The sequence below is a fragment of the Devosia neptuniae genome, from assembly GCF_025452235.1.
In the GTDB taxonomy this organism is placed as follows: Bacteria; Pseudomonadota; Alphaproteobacteria; order Rhizobiales; family Devosiaceae; genus Devosia.
Genome location: NZ_CP104965.1, coordinates 3,794,428 through 3,811,260, shown reverse-complemented (window position 1 = coordinate 3,811,260; position 16,833 = coordinate 3,794,428). Strand labels below are relative to the sequence as shown.

Annotated in this window: 15 protein-coding genes; 10 read left to right on the top strand and 5 right to left on the bottom strand. The window is 63.2% G+C overall.

The window, feature by feature from the left end; genetic code table 11:
* Positions 1 to 41: 41 nt before the first annotated feature.
* Positions 42 to 1,172 (bottom strand): glycosyltransferase family 4 protein, encoded by a 1,131-nt coding sequence (locus N8A98_RS21490; protein WP_262168365.1) that lies wholly within the window; start codon positions 1,170 to 1,172, stop codon positions 42 to 44.
* Positions 1,173 to 1,183: 11 nt separating this feature from the next.
* Positions 1,184 to 1,750: a polysaccharide biosynthesis/export family protein gene (locus tag N8A98_RS21485; protein WP_262168364.1), complete on the bottom strand. Its 567-nt coding sequence runs from the start codon at positions 1,748 to 1,750 to the stop codon at positions 1,184 to 1,186.
* Positions 1,751 to 1,888: 138 nt separating this feature from the next.
* Between N8A98_RS21485 and N8A98_RS21480 the strand changes: the two genes are divergently transcribed.
* Together N8A98_RS21480 and N8A98_RS21475 are read left to right on the top strand one after the other, a co-directional pair.
* Positions 1,889 to 4,105 (top strand): Wzz/FepE/Etk N-terminal domain-containing protein, encoded by a 2,217-nt coding sequence (locus N8A98_RS21480; RefSeq protein ID WP_262168363.1) that lies wholly within the window; start codon positions 1,889 to 1,891, stop codon positions 4,103 to 4,105.
* 12 nt (positions 4,106 to 4,117) lie between these two features.
* On the top strand, positions 4,118 to 5,158 hold the full coding sequence (locus tag N8A98_RS21475; RefSeq protein WP_262168362.1) for a polysaccharide deacetylase family protein: 1,041 nt from the start codon (positions 4,118 to 4,120) through the stop codon (positions 5,156 to 5,158).
* On the opposite strand, the gene N8A98_RS21470 is transcribed toward N8A98_RS21475, so the two are convergent.
* The gene (locus N8A98_RS21470; RefSeq protein ID WP_262168361.1) at positions 5,159 to 5,380 is read right to left on the bottom strand and encodes a DUF2842 domain-containing protein; all 222 of its coding nucleotides are present in this window, start codon (positions 5,378 to 5,380) and stop codon (positions 5,159 to 5,161) included.
* A 69-nt stretch (positions 5,381 to 5,449) separates the two neighbouring features.
* Between N8A98_RS21470 and N8A98_RS21465 the strand changes: the two genes are divergently transcribed.
* The 3 genes from N8A98_RS21465 (at position 5,450) to rpsI (ending at position 7,615) form a co-directional block, all read left to right on the top strand.
* A complete protein-coding gene (locus N8A98_RS21465; protein WP_262168359.1) occupies positions 5,450 to 6,523 on the top strand; it encodes a COX15/CtaA family protein in 1,074 nt (357 codons plus the stop codon).
* Positions 6,524 to 6,666: 143 nt separating this feature from the next.
* Positions 6,667 to 7,131 (top strand): 50S ribosomal protein L13, encoded by a 465-nt coding sequence (rplM, locus tag N8A98_RS21460; protein WP_113122928.1) that lies wholly within the window; start codon positions 6,667 to 6,669, stop codon positions 7,129 to 7,131.
* Between the two features lies 1 nt (position 7,132).
* The gene (gene rpsI, locus N8A98_RS21455) at positions 7,133 to 7,615 is read left to right on the top strand and encodes a 30S ribosomal protein S9 (protein WP_262168357.1); all 483 of its coding nucleotides are present in this window, start codon (positions 7,133 to 7,135) and stop codon (positions 7,613 to 7,615) included.
* Between the two features lie 94 nt (positions 7,616 to 7,709).
* Here the strand turns inward: rpsI and N8A98_RS21450 are convergent, their stop codons facing one another.
* Positions 7,710 to 8,561: an NmrA family NAD(P)-binding protein gene (locus N8A98_RS21450; RefSeq protein ID WP_262168355.1), complete on the bottom strand. Its 852-nt coding sequence runs from the start codon at positions 8,559 to 8,561 to the stop codon at positions 7,710 to 7,712.
* A gap of 143 nt (positions 8,562 to 8,704) precedes the next feature.
* Between N8A98_RS21450 and N8A98_RS21445 the strand changes: the two genes are divergently transcribed.
* Entirely contained in the window at positions 8,705 to 9,343 is a 639-nt protein-coding gene (locus tag N8A98_RS21445; RefSeq protein WP_262168354.1) for an SdpI family protein, read from the top strand.
* 172 nt (positions 9,344 to 9,515) lie between these two features.
* On the top strand, positions 9,516 to 10,886 hold the full coding sequence (locus tag N8A98_RS21440; RefSeq protein WP_262168352.1) for a dicarboxylate/amino acid:cation symporter: 1,371 nt from the start codon (positions 9,516 to 9,518) through the stop codon (positions 10,884 to 10,886).
* 234 nt (positions 10,887 to 11,120) lie between these two features.
* Here the strand turns inward: N8A98_RS21440 and N8A98_RS21435 are convergent, their stop codons facing one another.
* Positions 11,121 to 12,431: a glycosyltransferase gene (locus tag N8A98_RS21435; protein ID WP_262168351.1), complete on the bottom strand. Its 1,311-nt coding sequence runs from the start codon at positions 12,429 to 12,431 to the stop codon at positions 11,121 to 11,123.
* Between the two features lie 422 nt (positions 12,432 to 12,853).
* Here N8A98_RS21435 and N8A98_RS21430 point away from each other — a divergent pair, with 422 nt between their 5' ends.
* From N8A98_RS21430 to glpX, 3 genes are all read left to right on the top strand, one after another.
* On the top strand, positions 12,854 to 14,068 hold the full coding sequence (locus N8A98_RS21430; RefSeq protein ID WP_113122922.1) for an LL-diaminopimelate aminotransferase: 1,215 nt from the start codon (positions 12,854 to 12,856) through the stop codon (positions 14,066 to 14,068).
* Positions 14,069 to 14,344: 276 nt separating this feature from the next.
* The gene (locus N8A98_RS21425) at positions 14,345 to 15,685 is read left to right on the top strand and encodes a homoserine dehydrogenase (RefSeq protein WP_262172104.1); all 1,341 of its coding nucleotides are present in this window, start codon (positions 14,345 to 14,347) and stop codon (positions 15,683 to 15,685) included.
* Positions 15,686 to 15,723: 38 nt separating this feature from the next.
* Complete coding sequence (gene glpX, locus N8A98_RS21420) at positions 15,724 to 16,710, top strand: class II fructose-bisphosphatase (protein WP_262168349.1); 987 nt, start codon at positions 15,724 to 15,726, stop codon at positions 16,708 to 16,710.
* Positions 16,711 to 16,833: the final 123 nt, after the last annotated feature.

Sequence of the window (16,833 nt, the reverse complement as noted above, 5' to 3'; positions counted from 1 at the left end):
ATCTTGAGTTCAAGGAATGAAAACTCGGTGAAACCGACTGCCTAAGTCTTTACCAACAGCAATTGATAGAGCGCTTCGATTTGCCCGGCCATGTTGGCCAGCGAGAAAGCACTTTCGATCCGCGCCAGCCGTATTTCCATTTCCGCCTGCGCCGCCTGGGGATCATCCAGCACGCGCTGCATGGCCTGTTGTAGGGCCGGAACGTCGCTGGGCGGGATCAGGCTTTCCGCGCTGCCATCGAAGATTTCGGGAATGCCGCCGACATTGGTGGCAATCACCGGCAGCCGCGCGGCGGCCGCTTCCAGCACGATATAGGGCAGGGATTCGGCCAGCGAGGGCACGATTATGCAGCGGCCGCGCGAAAACATTGCCCGCGCTGGCTGCGCGCCGGGCAGGGTGATCCGGTCTGTGAGATTTAGCCGGGTAATCTGTTCGACCAACGCCGCCCGGTCGGGACCGTCGCCGGCCAGCGTCAGCGTTGCGGGCTGACCATCGGGGCGGTGGACGCCCACCAGCGCCTCGGCCAGCACATGAATGCCCTTGAGGTCGCGCAATTCGCCGACAAACACGAAATCGGCCGCATCCGCATCGGGCGGCACCGGCACGAATTCATCCGGCGTCAGGCCATTGTGAATGATGCGCGTAGGGCAGGTGGGCTCGCCAATCAGCGCCGAATAGGTCTTTTGCGCATAGGCGCTTTCAAAAATGATGGCGCCGGTCTGGCCCATCAACAGGCGCTCCAGCCGGTGAAAGATGCGGCCCGATCGCGAGGCGCGCGAAAAATGCAGCACCCCGCCATGCGGGGTATAGACGGCAATGGCCTTGCCGCCCCCCATCCGGGCCAGCCTTGCATAAAAGCCGCCCTTGGCGCCATGGCCATGCAGCACATCGATATCCAGCGATTTAGCGAGCTTGCGCACGCCCAGCGGCGTCACCAGATCGCCGCGCCCGAGCACGCGCGGCATGGCAAAGCGATGGATGCCCAGGCTTGCATAGGGCAGCAGCGCCCCAAGCTTGCTTTCGGTCTGGGCATCATTGGCAAGGCTGTCGACCACGAGGCCAACATCATGCCCCATTTCGGAGAGTGCGCGCGTGAGATCGGCAACGTGCCGGAACAGGCCACCCACGGGAGCGCGCATCACTTGCAGGATGCGCAGCTTGGGCTCGGCCATCTATCGCTCCGTCAGAACCATCTTTCCTGGATGACGATGGTATCGCCCGGGAAGATCGGGAAGTCGAGCCCAACAACGCCCTTGGCCATCTCATTGCCTTGTCTACGGTAAACGACCGCCTCGTCGCGGTTGGCCGTATCGGAGAAACCACCCGCCGTACTGATCGCCGCGCGGACGGTCATGCCATAGACATAGGGGAACTGGCCGGCCCGGGCGATTTCGCCCTGGATGAAGAAGGGGCGGTATTCCGCCACTTCCACGGCCACGTTCGGATTGCGCATGAAGCCGTTGGACAGCGCTGCCGCCAGCCGGGCGGCGGCGCCTGTCGTCGTCGTGCCGCGCACCTGCACTGGCCCGACCAGCGGGAAGGCGATGGAGCCGGCGTCGTCGACGCGATAGGTCGAACTGAGTTCGGCATCGCCGTAAACGGTGACGCGCACCGAGTCGCCGGTGTCGAGTTGATACGGCCCCTTGGTTTCCACCAGATAGGTAGCCGAGCCCGTGGTGGCGCAACCCGCCAGCGGCGGCATGAGAGCGACGATGAGAATTGGCAGCCAGCGCATCAGAATCTCGCGCATTTGAGGTGGCGCCAATGTCATCCGGCTATGGTTAAGAATTCCCTTAAGGCGGCATCGTACTATTGCGATCTGCATGAAGTTTAACGGATTGCTTACTACGTTGCGGCCATAAATCCTGCCAACAAACGAGGGATTGCGATGACTTATGAGTCGCCGGCCGTGCGCGATGCGCGAATAGACGTGGGAGCGGTGCTTGGCGCCGTCTTCAAGCGTCTGCCGCGCATCATTCTCATTACACTGCTGTTGCTGGCTGCTGCCTTCGCCTTCCTGATGTTTCAGCCGCGGCTTTATGAATCCTCGGCATCCATCCTGATCGAGCCGCGCGACAACGTTTATACCCGCGCCTCCAATGACGCTGTTGCGCCCAATCCGACGGATGCCAGCGTGGTTTCCAGCCAGATGGAGCTGCTGAAGTCGCGCGATACCCTGCTTAAGGTCGTCGATCAGCTCGACCTGCGCTCGGTCCCCGAGTTCAACGGTTCGGCCGGCGGCGGTTTTTCGCCCATGGCGGTGATCACCCAGATGCTGGGCCGCAAATCGGCGCCGGTCAGCGTGGATGAAATCGTGCTGAGCACGCTCTACGACCGCATGACCGTGATCCAGGCCCGCGACTCGCGCATCATGTCGGTGCTGGTCCGCTCGACCAATCCGCAATTGGCCGCCGACATTGCCAATGCCGTCGCCAATGCCCACGTCACCCGCCGCGCCCAGCTCTCGCTGTCCGACACTGCCGAGGCATCCACCTGGCTGCGCGAGGAAATCGACAAGCTGCGCGTCCGCGTGACCGATGCCGAACGGGCCGTTGCTGATTTCAAGGTGAACAATGACCTGTTCACCGGCGGCAACAATACCAGCCTGGTCGATCAGCAGCTCTCCACCATTGCCAGCCAGATCAGCGCCGCCCAGGAGCGCAAGAATACTGCCCTGTCGCGCGCCGCGGTCATTCGCGGCCTGCTCGATCGCGGCCAGCCCATCGATAGCCTCAACGATGTGCGCCAATCCCCGGCCATCCAGCAATTGAGCGAAGAAAAGGCTCGGTTGCAGGGCGAAAAGGCTCAGCGCTCGGCCACTTTGCTGGACAATCACCCCACCATCCGGGCGCTGACCGCCCAGATTGCCGAGCTCAACAACCAGATCGCCATCGAAGGCCGCCGTGTCGCCGAAGCCCTTGAGGCCGAAGCGCAGGTCGAGGCCGATGTCGAAACCTCGTTGCAGGCGGACCTGACTCGCGTCAAATCCTCCGCCTCCACCGCCACACAGGATACGGTGACGCTTGACGGCCTGGAGCGCGAGGCCAAGGCCCAGCGCGACCTGCTCGAAGGCTATCTGCAGCGCTATAACGAAGCCATTTCGCGCACCGACTCCAATTCGGCCCTGCCGGACGTCCGCGTCATCAGCGTCGCGGCCCCGTCCGTCTCCCCGGCCTCGCCGCGCACCGCAATGGTGCTGCTGGCTGTCGGCATCGTTTCGGTGGCGCTGCAGGTCGGTATCATCATCTTCTCCGAACTGATCTCGGGTCGGGCCATCGTTCCCGGCGTCCGCCCGCAGGACGAACTGGAAGCAGTGCCCTTTTCCGAAGACGAACTCGAGCCCGACCAGCGTTGGGAAGAACCCACGGTGGCCGAGGCCGTACCGGTGAAGGACGAGCCGGCGCCCGAGCGGATCGAGCCTGTGGTCGCCGTGCAAGATGAGCCTGTCGCACCAGCCAAGCCGGTCGAGGAGCCGGTGCAAGCGATCATGGCCGAGCCAGAGATCACGGCGGAAGCCAAAGCGCCTGCCGAGCCAGTTCGTGCAAACCTGCCACCCGCGAACACCATCAGCTATAGCCAGCTCGCCTCGGACCTCGTGCTGGGCCGCACCCATCTGGTCATCCTGGCCGGCCAGAGCTCCAACGAAGATTGCGAAGACCTCGCCGAGGAATTGGTGGGCGACGCGCTCGCCAAGGGCCTGAGCGTGGCCCTGGTCGACGCCGGCAGCGGCCGTGCCTCCGACGAGGCGGGCCTCACCGATCTGAGCACCGAAAGCGTCAGCTTTGGCGATGTCGTGCACAAATCGGCCGATAACAGCTTCGCCGAAATTCCATGGGGGCAGGGGACCGCAATCGACCGCCGCTCCAGCAAGCCGATCACCCTGATCGAGGCCCTGGGCGATATCTACGAAGTGGTCGTCATCATGACCGGCCCGGTCGGCATGGCCTCTACCCTGTCCATGTTCGGCGCGCTGGATGGCCGCATCCTGCTGGTCGCTCCCAAGGACGAACCCTTCGAAGCCATCGAGCAGACCCGCATCCAGCTGGCTGAAGCCGGCTTCGGTTCGATCGAGATCGCCGCCGTCCCCGAGCGTGTTGCTGCCTGAGCGGAGCCCGCAATGTCGCTGAAATATACCGTCATCAGGGCCATGTTCGAGGCGCTGTGGCTGTCCCGGCTGCCCGGCCTGCTGCGAAGCCTATCGGCCTCGCGCGGCGTCATCTTCACCCTGCACCGGGTCCTGCCCGGTGCACCGGCCGATTTCTCGCCTAATGCCATCCTGCAGGTGACGCCGGATTTCCTCGACTATGTCATCGAGCGGGTCCGCGACCTGGGCATCGACATTGTCAGCCTCGACGAAGCCATCGACCGGCTCAAAGCCAGCGAAAAGGGCCGTCCCTTCGTCGTCCTGACCTTTGACGACGCCTATAAGGACAACCTGCAATACGCGCTGCCCGTGCTCCGCCGTCACAATGCGCCGTTCACGCTCTATGTACCCACCGCGCTGGTCGATGGCGTCGGCGACATCTGGTGGCAGGCCATCGAGGACATTATCGCCCGCCAGGATGCGGTTGCTTTCACCCAGGGCGATGAGACCGATTATGTCGATACGCGGACCACGGCCGAGAAGCAGCAGGCCTATGACGCGCTCTATTGGCGCATGCGCAAAATGCCCGAGGCCGACCGCGTCGCGCTGATGCACAGCTTCGCCCGCAGCTACGGCTACGACCTGGCCCAGCAATGCCGCACCCTGATCATGGACTGGCAGGAACTACGCAAACTGGCCGATGATCCGCTCTGCACCATCGGCGCCCACACTGTGCACCATTACGAACTGGCCAAGCTCGACGCCGATCAGGCCCGCTCCGAAATGCAGCAATCAGCCGAAGTGCTACTGGCCCAGTTCGGCCAACGCCCCAGCCATATTTCCTACCCCATTGGCGGCCCGGCCTCGGCGGGCCAGCGCGAATTCGACATGGCGCGCGACCTCGGCTTTGTCAGCGGCGTCACCACGCGCCCCGGCGGGCTCTATGCCCACCACGCCCAAAGCCTGCACGCTTTGCCGCGCATCTCGCTCAACGGTTACTTCCAGTCTCGGCGCTATGTCGATGTATTTGCGACCGGAGTGATCTTTTCAACCATGGGCAAGCTGACCGGCTGATCAGCCCGCCACATCCGGCTTTGCCATCCAACGAATGATCGCCATCGACGGCAGCAGCCAGCCCATTCCTGCAATGATGAAATAGATGATCAGCACCCAGCCGGGCAGGCCGGGCGGCAGCAACAGATAGATCGCGGTGCCAAGCACGGCCCACAGGGCGATCGAGATCATGGTCAAAAACACGCCGATCAACTTGCGGTGGCTCTGGGTCATGTGCGGCATCGGTGCTCTTGCGGGATAGTTCGGGGGGGCATACCACTCCCTTGCCCCAACTTATACCGGGAAACCGCCGTGACTTCGACCCATTCGCCCGCCCTCAGTCAGACCAGCTATCCGGCCGATCGCCTTCGCCCGGTTCGCATCTGGCTCTATGTGATGGCAGCCTTCGTGCTGCTCATGGTGGTGGTCGGCGGGATCACACGGCTCACCGAGTCGGGGCTGTCCATCACCAGCTGGAAGCCGATTTCCGGCATCATTCCGCCGCTCAATGACGCGCAATGGCTGGCCGAATTCGACGCCTACAAACAGATCCCGCAATACCAGGTCAACAATACCTGGATGAGCGTGGACGACTTCAAGATGATCTTCTTCTGGGAATGGTTCCACCGCCTGCTGGGCCGGTTCCTGGGCGTGCTGTTCATCGTGCCCTTCCTGGTCTTTTTGGTGCAGAAGCGCTTCACCGCGCAGCTGGCCTGGCCGCTATTCGGCCTGTTCCTGCTCGGCGGTTTCCAGGGCGTGCTGGGCTGGTGGATGGTCTCGTCGGGCCTCACCGAGCTGACCTCGGTGTCCCAATATCGCCTTGCGGCGCACCTGACCGCCGCCGCGATTCTGTTCATCGCGCTGGTCTATGTGCCGCGCAGCCTGCATCCCGGCCATATCACCGGCAGTGTCAAACCCGTCCATTTCTGGACAGCCGGCGCTTTCGTCGCGCTCGTCATCCTCCAGATCGCAGCAGGCGCCTTCGTCGCCGGCATCGATGCGGGCATGGGCTACAACACCTGGCCGCTGATGGATGGCGCGCTGATTCCCAGCGGGCTGGGCCGCATGGACCCGCTCTGGCGCAATTTCTTTGAAAATGGCCTCACCGTGCAGTTCATTCACCGCTGCATCGCCTATGGCATCGTGCTCTATCTGGGTGTGTTGCTCTGGCTACAGGCTGGCCGCGAGGGTTTTGCCGGCGCCAATGCCTGGCTGCCGCGGCTCGCCATCATGGTGCTGCTGCAAGTGTGCCTGGGCATTGCGACGCTGCTGACCATGGTGCAGATCGATCTGGCGGTCGCCCACCAGGCCATGGCCTTCCTGCTGGCCGGGGCCGGGACGCTCTATCTGGCCGATCTGATCCGGGCAAAGCGAGTGGTATCATAATACCGCAAAGATAAGTGATTGAAATTGCTTGTCTTTATTAAGGCTCTTGACGGCATCGCGTTTCCCTCCTACACGGACCGCCGAACATGCTGCTTTCTTCCTTGGACGAAGGTCGGCAAGCCAGAAATCTAAGGAATTCAACGATGAGCACTTACTCGGCAAAACCGAGCGAGATCGAAAAGAAGTGGGTCCTGATCAATGCCGAAGGCTTGGTCGTGGGTCGTGTCGCTTCGATCATCGCTTCGCGCCTGCGCGGCAAGCACAAGCCGACCTTCACCCCCCACATGGACATGGGCGACAATATTATTGTCATCAATGCCGACAAGGTGAAGCTGACCGGCCGCAAGCTCGACCAGCACCGCTTCTACTGGCACACCGGTTACCCCGGCGGCATCAAGGACCGTACCGCTCGTGAACTGCTGGAAGGCCGTTTCCCCGAGCGCGTTCTCGAGAACGCCGTTCGCCGCATGATGCCTGGTGGCCCGCTGACCCGTGCCCAGCTCAAGAACCTGCGCGTCTATTCCGGCGCCGAGCATCCCCATGAAGCGCAGAACCCGGCCACGCTGGATGTTGCTGCGATGAACTCCAAGAATGTGCGGGTGAAGTAATATGGCCGACACCATCAACTCCCTCGAAGATCTCGGCACCAGCTCGGTCGCTCCGGTCGTCAACACCGCCCCAATCCACGAGCAGAAGCTGGATTCGCTCGGCCGCGCCTATGCCACCGGCAAGCGCAAGAACGCCGTTGCTCGCGTCTGGATCAAGCCGGGCAAGGGCACTGTGACCGTCAATGGTCGCGAGTTCGCTACCTATTTCGCTCGTCCCGTTCTGCAGCTGATCGTCAAGCAGCCGATCGTCGCGACCGAACGCAATGACCAGTACGACGTCGTCGTCACCGTTGCCGGTGGTGGCCTCTCCGGTCAGGCCGGTGCCGTTCGTCACGGCATCTCCAAGGCGCTGAACTTCTTCGAGCCGGCCCTGCGCCCGGTCCTCAAGAAGGGTGGCTTCCTGACCCGCGACAGCCGCGTCGTCGAACGCAAGAAGTACGGCAAGGCCAAGGCCCGCAAGTCCTTCCAGTTCTCCAAGCGCTAAGCTTCGGTATATCGATTTTTGCGAAAGGGCCGGGAAACCGGCCCTTTTGTTTTGCCCGCACTGTGGGGGAGGGTGATGGCCGGGTATTTTGGTCTTATCCGCCCACCAGCCCCGCCACATACTCATCCAGCGTCACGCGCCCGCGCCGTGGCGATGGCGGAACATCGAGTTTATCCAGCGTTGCCGCCGTCATCCTCGCATAGGAGCGGGCCGCTTCATCAGAAAAACCGATCTTGCGAAAACTGTCTTCCCACTGCTCACGCGGTGTCGTGGCGACCGTGACCTCGCGCCCCAGATGCCGCGCAAACACAGCCGCTGCATCACCGAAGCTGTAGCGCTCAGGCCCCTCGATATAGACGACGCCAGTATCGTCGATCGGGCTTTGCAGCCGCTCCGCGGCCACGATTCCGAGATCGGCCGGATGCACCATTGGCAGCGTGAACGCGGCCGGGAACATGGCAGGCAGCGTCCCGCCCTTGGCCGGCTCCGCCAGCATGGCCAGGTTGGTGAAGTAGTAGGCGCCGCGATTGATAGCCGTGGCAATGCCGCTGGCCTTCGCCCGCTCCTCGAAGTCGTAGAGGGTCGTGAGGTCGCCGACACCAGCGCCCGGCCTGGCGCCATATGTCGACGCCACCACGATCTTCTCAAGCCCGCTATCGGCGAGGGCATCGGTGATGCTGCGCGATGTGGCCAGTTCCGCCGCGTTGCTGTCGCCGCTCGTATCGCCGGGCGGATTGAGCAGAAAGGCCCGCTTGCCACGCCGAAACACCGCGCGGAGTGCATCGCTGTCCGTGACGTCGGCGACCACCGCCGCGACCTTCCCGCCTTCGAAAGCCCTGGCCTTCTCGGCGCTGTGCACCACGGCCAGCGCCGGCTGCCCCGCTTCGCTCAATGATTTTACCACTTGCGAGCCGATATTGCCGCTAGCGCCCAAAATGATGAACATGTGTCATCTCCTTTTTGCGATTGGCGAATTGTTGACGCCGGGCCAACCTGTCATGGCGGCATGACACATGGTGTCAGCAGGCGCCTGTCTCTTCCCAAGCTGCATCCGCTGCCTATATCTGGTTGGCCTTCCGGACCTCGCCCATGCAACGCCTCGTCACCCGCTTCCACCTCCTGCTGCTCGCAGTTACAATCGCCATTACCGGCGTTGGCTTCCTCCGCGTTCCCGCCGATTTCGCCTATCCGGCGCATTGGTCGGGCAGCTATGCCGATTGGCTCTGGCCGCGCGATCTCGCCCTGCCGGTGGCGCCGCTGATCGAAGTGCTGATACTCGCCGCCTTCTTCCTGCTCGGGCGCCTGCTGAGCAAAAATCACTTCGCCAAGGTCCAGCACATCCTCGATCCCGCGCTGACGCTGCTGCTGGCCGTCGTCACGGCAATCCAGTTAGGCCTCTTGGTCATCGGCATCGGCTCGGATATCGATCTGGTGCGGCTGACCGGGGCAGGGCTGGGCATCGTGCTGCTGATCCTGGGCATCGTGTTCTTCGAGGCCGAGCGGCACACCTATGCCGGCCTGCGCATGCCCTGGCCCATCGTTTCGGACCGAGCGTGGAAACTGGTGCATCGCATTGTGGGGATCGCCTGTGGTCTTACCGGCGCAGTTCTGCTGGCTCTGGCGTGGTTCGACCCCGGCCTTGGTCTGCTGATCACCGCCTATGCCGTGACGCTGGTCTTGCTGCCCGCCATTGCAGGCTTAGCCACGATACTGTGCCGCCGCCTCTGATCACGCATCAGCATTGCCGCAACAGCCCTGCGTCCGAGAAGAATTTTCTCCTCGCCTGAGCCAAACGGAAAACGATGCGCAGAAAAAAGCGCCTTGCCGGCCTATCTTGTGGCTAATTTCGAGGCGCTTCGCTCAATTGGTGTGCGATTCCTCGGTGCTTCACAGGTTTGACATGTCCCCAACCACTGTTTCTGCCGCGCGCCCGGCGCGTGCGCCCAAGCCGTTCTACCGGACCTTCGGCTTCCAGGTGCTCGCCGCCATGGTCATCGGCCTCATCCTGGGCTTCATCGCCCGCAATATGGGCCCCGACGCGGCCGGCAATGCCAATTGGCTGACCCAGACGCTGTCGACCATCGGCTCCTCCTTCGTCTCGCTGCTGCGGGCGCTGGTGCCGGTGCTCGTGTTCACCGCCATCGTGGCGTCCATCGCCAATCTGCGCGAACTCAACAATGCCGCCAAACTGGTCTGGCAGACCCTGCTCTGGTTCGCCATCACCGCGCTGATCGCGGTGGCCATCGGCATTGCGCTGGGCCTGATCATCCAGCCCGGCCTCAATACCGCCGTCGCCGAAACCGCTGCCAAGGCGCCGTCCTCGACCGGCTCCTGGCTCGATTTCCTCAAGGGTCTGATCCCCTCTAACATTATGGGCCTCACCGCCTCGACCCGCGTCACCGATGGTTCGGCTACCACCAGCCTCAGCTTCAACGTGCTGCAGATCCTGGTGGTTTCGATCGCCGTTGGCGTCGCCGCCCTGCGCGTCGGCCCGGCTGCCGATCCGTTTCTGGCGTTCAACCGCTCCTTCCTCAAGGTCGTGCACAAGATCCTATGGTGGGTGATCCGCCTGACCCCGATCGGCACCATTGGCCTGCTCGGCAACGCCGTCGCCGTCTATGGCTGGGATGCGCTGGCGCAGCTCGGCTGGTTCTCGGCCGCCATCTATATCGGCCTCGCGCTCGTGCTGTTCGTAGTCTACCCGATCCTGTTGCAGGCCCATGGCCTCAACCCGATCCGCTACTTCCAGAGCGCCTGGCCGGCCATCCAACTGGCCTTCGTGTCCCGCTCCTCGATCGGAACGCTGCCGCTCACCGAGCGCGTCACCGAGCAGAATCTGGGCGTACCGCGTGAATACGCTGCCTTCGCCGTGCCGCTCGGCGCCACCACCAAAATGGACGGTTGCGCGGCGATCTATCCGGCCATCGCTGCTATCTTCGTGGCGCAGTTCTACGGCGTCCCGCTGGAATTCCATCACTACCTGCTCATTGTCTTCGTCTCGGTGATCGGCTCCGCCGCCACCGCCGGCCTCACCGGCGCCGTGGTCATGCTGACGCTGACGCTCTCCACCCTGGGCCTGCCGCTCGAAGGCGTCGGCCTGCTGCTCGCCGTCGATCCGATCCTCGACATGGGCCGCACCGCGGTCAACGTCGCCGGCCAAGCCCTGATCCCCACCATCGTCGCCAAGCGCGAAGGCATCCTCAATCAGGACGTCTACGACCGCGGCGAAAGCATCGACGCGCTCGATGAAGTGGGCGTGCCGGCGCAATAAGCTGGTTGCATCGCTGAAATGGAAAAGGGAGGCGCGAGCCTCCCTTTTTTGTGCCCCAAAGCTCCCCACACGCACCGGGTCATTCCGGCGCAGGCCGGAATCCATGTCCGTGGTTATCCACGCACATCCAGCGCCGGGATGGCCTTCAGCATGGATTCCGGCCTGCGCCGGAATGACATCGTGGGAAATTGCAACGTCGGGGGTAGGGCGCGGGACCAACGGCCCCGTCGCAACTCAACCAACCAGCTTAAGCGACGGCTTCTTGACCTTCTTGACCTTGTTCGCATGCGGCACATAATTCGCCATCACCCGCTCGATGATGGTGATCGCCTTGTCCGTGCCGTTCTCGGCATGCAGCTTTTCCGCGATATCGGCGGCCTTGCGACGATAGTCTTCATTGGTGGACAGGTCAGCCAAAGCCCCGGCCAGGATTTCCGAGGTCAGCTTGCGCAGCCGCACCGGCTTGGGGCCACAGCCCAGCTCATAGACGCGGCGGCCCCAATAGGGCTGGTCCACCGTCTGCGGCACGACGAAGGTCGGCCGGCCCAGATGCAGCCCCGCCGATGTCGTGCCGGCGCCACCATGATGCACCACCGCCGAGACATATTTGAACAGCTTGTCGTGCGGCGCCTTTTCGATGGCGAAAATACTATCCGGCAAATCCTGCGGGTTGATGCCGCCCCAGCCGCGCGCGACGACGGCACGGCCGCCCCACATGCCCACGGCTTCCTTCAAGATCTTGGTATTGCGCTCGGCGCCAAACGGCATTGAGCCAAACCCGATATAGACCGGCGCCTCGCCCTCGGAGAGGAATTTCTGGAACGCCTCGGAAGGCTGCCAGTCGGTGCGGTCCTTGAGTTGCCAATAGCCGGTGACGATGGCGCTTTTCGGCCAATCGCGCGGGCGCGGCGAAATCTCGGGGGAATAGGGGTAAAGCGTGGTCAGCGGCGTGCCGTCCGTATTGCGGAAGAAGCCACCCTTCTTGCGCGAATCCAGCCCCATCAGCTCCCGGCGCAGCTTGTTGCGCGGCAGGTTGTAATAGATCTGCTGCACGGTCATGGCCGTATAGGTCAGCTTGTTGAAGGCCGGCCCGAAATCGGCGCCGTAATAGATGCAGAGCGGGAATTCGCTGGTCGAGTTCAGCGGCTGCAGGGCCACCATCACGGCGGGCACATGCAGCGCCTCGGCAATGTCGATGCCGAAACTGGTATTCATGTTGAGGATCAGCATGTCCGCGCCCTGGCACATATTCCAGGCGTGACGCGCGGCGGTGTCCACAATTTGCTGGCCTTGCCGCAATAGGGAAGGGCCGTTGATGAGCATGGACTGGCTCATCGCATTCTCGAATCGCTGCTGCAGCAGGAAGGCCTGGATGGAGGGGCCGAGCGTGTGGAATTCCACGCCATAGCCTTCCACCATGTCCTGGAATTCCTCGGAGGCTCCCAATACAACCGAATAGCCGCGCTCCTTGAGCGCAATGGCCAAGGCTAGGTAGGGTTGAACGTCGCCTTGCGTGCCGATTGTAACAAGGGCAATCCGCTTCAAGATATTACCTCACATACGCCGTTCTGATCCCGAAGGTTGGCGTCCTCCGGACCATTTACAATACCCCGACGAGGATTTATGAACGGCCTTATCGATAGCTGGTTTCATTACAAAAAACGCTTCTGAAGGGCAAGACATATGCCGTCCCTGTACACATTTGCATTGGTTGGAGCCTCGCTCGCCGGCAATTTCGTGTCGGCGGCCGCCTTTGCAGCGGCGGGCGCGAACGCCCGCTAGCTCTTCCCGAATGGCCCCGCCAAAGGGCCGGGAAGAGCCGAACATGAGAAAAGCGCCCCAAACGGGGCCGTTTAACCCGTTCACAACCATAATTCCGCGATAATCACGACATCTGTATCAGATGCGTAGCGCACCAGGCGCGTCGCGGCCCAGATCAAGGTCCCCAGCGGGCCGCCGAGGAAATCATGAGCGACGACTTCCACAAAATCCGCCGTCTTCCGCCCTATGTCTTTGCCCATATCGATCCGCTCAAGGCCAAGGCCCGCGCCGACGGTGTCGATGTCATCGACCTGGGCATGGGCAATCCCGATATGCCGACCCCCCAGCACATCGTTGAAAAGCTGCAGGAAACGGTCAAGGACCCGCGCACCCATCGCTATTCGACTTCGCGCGGCATTCCCGGCCTGCGCAAGGCCCAGGCCAGCTATTACGGCCGCCGCTTTGGCGTGAAGCTGAACCCCGATACGCAGATCGTCGCGACCCTGGGCTCCAAGGAAGGCTTTGCCAATATGGCCTCGGCCATCACCGCCCCCGGCGACGTGGTGCTGGTGCCCAACCCGACCTATCCCATCCATTCCTTCGGCTTCATCATGAGTGGCGGTGTCGTGCGCTCCATGCCGGCTGACCCCAATGAGGATTTCATGCGCTCGCTGGATCGTGCCGTGCGGCACTCGATCCCCAAGCCGATCGCGTTGGTGCTGAACTATCCGGCCAACCCGACCGCCTATACGGCCGACCTCGATTTTTACACCGAGGTGGTCAAGTATTGTAAGGCCAACGACATCTTCATCCTGTCCGACCTCGCCTATTCCGAGATCTATTTCGATGAGGACGCCCCCCCGCCATCGGTGCTGCAGGTGCCCGGCGCCATCGACATCACCGTCGAATTCACCTCCATGTCCAAAACCTATTCCATGCCCGGCTGGCGCGTGGGCTTTGCCGTGGGTAATGAACGCCTGATCGCGGCCCTGGCTCGCGTCAAATCCTATCTCGATTACGGCGCCTTCACCCCGATCCAGGTGGCGGCAACCGCCGCCCTCAACGGCAGCGACGACGTGATCGACGAGGTTCGCAAGATCTACAAATACCGCCGCGACGTGCTGGTCGAAAGCTTCGGCCGCTCGGGCTGGGACATTCCGGTGCCCAAGGCCACCATGTTTGCCTGGGCGCCCATTCCCGCACAATTCGCCCATATGGGCTCGCTCGAATTCGCCAAGCTCCTGATCAAGGAAACCGGCGTGGGCGTCGCCCCCGGCGTCGGCTTCGGCGAATATGGCGATCAATATATCCGCCTGGCCTTCGTCGAAAACGAACAACGCATCCGCCAGGCCGCCCGCAACATCAAGAAGCTGCTGGGCTCCAAGCCCGGCACCAGCAACGTAGTGCCGCTGGCGGGGTAGGGGCCTTCCTTCCGTCTAGGACTTCCCTGCGGTCTGGCAGGGAAGTCCCGCCCTTCGGCGCAAACTCCTATTGACGGCTAGGCGAATTCCTATGCAGATGTCGCCACCATGAGTGATATCGCTTCCTTCCGCCAAACCGTTGAATCCTTTATCGCCGCACGCGGCTGGACCCCGACCCGCTTCGGCCGCACCGTTGCGGGCGATCCGCTGTTCGTGTTCGACCTGCGCGAGGGCCGCGAACCGCGTTCCGATACGCGGGCGCGCATCCTCAAGGCCATGCAGGATTTCGGCGATGGCGAGGCGCTGCCGCCGCTGCGCGTGGGTGTGGCGGGCCTGGGCAATGTCGGCGCCACGCTGGTGCGCATCCTGCAAAAGGACGGCGCCGAGCTGACGCGAAAACTTGGCCGCCAATTGGTGGTGACGGCCGTTGCCGCGCGCTCGCGTTCCCGCGACCGCGGCATTGATATTTCTGGGCTCGACTGGTTCGACGATCCGGTGGCGCTCGCCAAGTCCGACGGCATCGATCTGTTCGTCGAACTCATCGGCGGCGAAGACGGCCCGGCTTTTGCCGCCGTCAAAGCCGCCCTCGAAATCGGCCGCCCCGTCGTCACGGCCAATAAGGCATTGCTGGCCAAGCATGGCGTGCTGCTGGCCAAACTGGCCGAGGAATCCGGCGCCCAGCTCGGCTTTGAGGCTGCGGTCGCCGGCGGCATTCCCGTGATCAAAACCCTGCGCGAAGGGCTGGGCTCGGCCCGCATCGCCAAGGTGTTCGGCATCATGAACGGCACCTGCAATTACATCCTGACGCGCATGGGCAATGAGGACATTTCCTTCGCCGATTGCCTGAAAGACGCGCAGGCGCTCGGCTATGCCGAAGCCGACCCGACCTTCGACGTCGAGGGCTACGACACCGCCCACAAGCTCTCCATCCTTGCCACGCTCTGCTTCGGCTACGAAATCGCGCCCGACAAAATCCGCGTCGAGGGCATTTCCAAGATCAGCCAGCACGACATCAAGGTCGCGGCCGAGCTCGGTTACAAGATCAAGCTGCTCGGCATCGCCCAGCGCACCGATGATGGCATCGAGCAGCGCGTCCACCCTACTTTCGTGCCCAAGGGAAGCGCCATTGCCGGCGTCGATGGCGTGATGAACGCCGTGGCGCTCGAAACCGACCACGTGCACGAGCTTCTGCTGGCCGGCCCCGGCGCCGGTGGCCCGCCCACGGCCTCCTCGGTGCTGTCGGACATTCTCGACATTGCCCGCGGCACCCGCGTGCCGCCGCTCGGCGTACCCAGCGACGAGCTGATGCCCTATCGCGAGGCGCCGATGCGCGCCCATCAGGGCGGCTATTATATCCGCCTCAATGCCAAGGACGTGCCCGGCGCCCTGGCCGCCATCGCCACCCGCATGGGCGAACGCGGCATTTCCATCGATTCCGTCATCCAGCGGTCCGATTTGAGCGCTAAGGCAGTCGCGCCGGACGGCTCGCCGACCCGCACCGTGGTCATGATCACGCAGCAGACTTTGGAATCAGACGTGCGCGACTCGCTTGCGCAGATCGCCGCCGACGGGTTCATAGTGGGTGAACCGCAATTGATCCGGATCGAAACGCTCTGATACCCGTTCCCGGGCAAATCGGAGGCCCGGGAGGAAGCATGAGACTGTCCAAAGTTGAGGGTGACAGAAACCCTGCGCATCTGCACCGCAGCTTGACCCTTGAATTGGTGCGCGTCACCGAGCGCGCCGCCATTGCCGCCGCCGAATGGCGCGGCAAGGGCGACGAAAAAGCCGCCGACGATGCCGCCGTGCATGCCATGAAGGCCGAACTCGACCGCGTCGCCATTTCCGGCCGCGTCGTCATCGGCGAAGGCGAAGAGCATGAATGCGACGCGCTGTTCATCGGCCAGCCGGTGGGCGCGGGGGAGGGCCCCGAGGTTGATATCGCCGTCGATCCGCTCGAAGGCGTCACCCTCTGCGCCAAGAACCAACCCGATTCCATCGTGGTCCTGGCCATGGCCGAGCGCGGCGGCCTGCTCAATGTCGCCCGCAATGTCTATATGCACAAGATTGCCATCGGCGCCGAATATCCGCCCGGCACGGTGCATATCGATTGGTCGGCCACCGAAAATGTCCGGGCGCTCGCCAGCGCCAAGGGCGTGCCGCTCAGCGAAGTCACCGCCATCGTGCTCGACCGCCCCCGCCATGCCGGGCTGATCGAAGAACTGCGCACCACGGGCGTCGCGGTCAAGCTGATCAGCGATGGCGACATTGCCGGCGTCATCCATGCGGTCAATACCGAGGATACCGGCATCGATATCTATCTCGGCTCCGGCGGCGCGCCCGAGGGCGTGCTGGCCGCCGCGGCGCTCCGCTGCATTGGCGGGCAGATGCAGGGCAAGCTGATCCTCGATAGCCCTGCCAAACGCGAGCGCGCCCACGCCATGGGTATCACCGACCCCAACCGCATCTACGACGTAACCGAACTCGCCGCCGGCGACGTCCTGGTCGCGGCCACCGGCGTCACCGACGGCACCCTGCTCGAAGGCGTCCGCCTGCGCCGCGACTCGGTCGAAACCAACACTCTCGTCATGCGCAGCTGGAGCCAGACCGTCCGCTGGATCAAGGCGCAGCACGCACGCTGATCCCTACCCCTCTCCCCTTGAGGGAGAGGGACGGCCTGACGCGTTCAGCGGAAGGCCAGGGTGAGGGGTGCTGCGCCATCCCATGCTTCACCGTTGAGGATGGCGCAGAACCCCTCATCCGCC

Excerpts from the sequence above, each read along its gene's own strand:
- glpX (WP_262168349.1), top strand. The coding sequence starts at position 15,724 with ATGAGACTGTCCAAAGTTGAGGGTGACAGAAACCCTGCGCATCTGCAC.
- N8A98_RS21450 (WP_262168355.1), bottom strand. The coding sequence starts at position 8,561 with ATGTTCATCATTTTGGGCGCTAGCGGCAATATCGGCTCGCAAGTGGTA.
- N8A98_RS21480 (WP_262168363.1), top strand. The coding sequence starts at position 1,889 with ATGACTTATGAGTCGCCGGCCGTGCGCGATGCGCGAATAGACGTGGGA.
- N8A98_RS21440 (WP_262168352.1), top strand. The coding sequence starts at position 9,516 with ATGTCCCCAACCACTGTTTCTGCCGCGCGCCCGGCGCGTGCGCCCAAG.
- N8A98_RS21430 (WP_113122922.1), top strand. The coding sequence starts at position 12,854 with ATGAGCGACGACTTCCACAAAATCCGCCGTCTTCCGCCCTATGTCTTT.
- N8A98_RS21470 (WP_262168361.1), bottom strand. The coding sequence starts at position 5,380 with ATGCCGCACATGACCCAGAGCCACCGCAAGTTGATCGGCGTGTTTTTG.
- rplM (WP_113122928.1), top strand. The coding sequence starts at position 6,667 with ATGAGCACTTACTCGGCAAAACCGAGCGAGATCGAAAAGAAGTGGGTC.
- N8A98_RS21485 (WP_262168364.1), bottom strand. The coding sequence starts at position 1,750 with ATGCGCGAGATTCTGATGCGCTGGCTGCCAATTCTCATCGTCGCTCTC.
- rpsI (WP_262168357.1), top strand. The coding sequence starts at position 7,133 with ATGGCCGACACCATCAACTCCCTCGAAGATCTCGGCACCAGCTCGGTC.
- N8A98_RS21490 (WP_262168365.1), bottom strand. The coding sequence starts at position 1,172 with ATGGCCGAGCCCAAGCTGCGCATCCTGCAAGTGATGCGCGCTCCCGTG.
- N8A98_RS21425 (WP_262172104.1), top strand. The coding sequence starts at position 14,345 with ATGCAGGATTTCGGCGATGGCGAGGCGCTGCCGCCGCTGCGCGTGGGT.
- N8A98_RS21445 (WP_262168354.1), top strand. The coding sequence starts at position 8,705 with ATGCAACGCCTCGTCACCCGCTTCCACCTCCTGCTGCTCGCAGTTACA.
- N8A98_RS21475 (WP_262168362.1), top strand. The coding sequence starts at position 4,118 with ATGTCGCTGAAATATACCGTCATCAGGGCCATGTTCGAGGCGCTGTGG.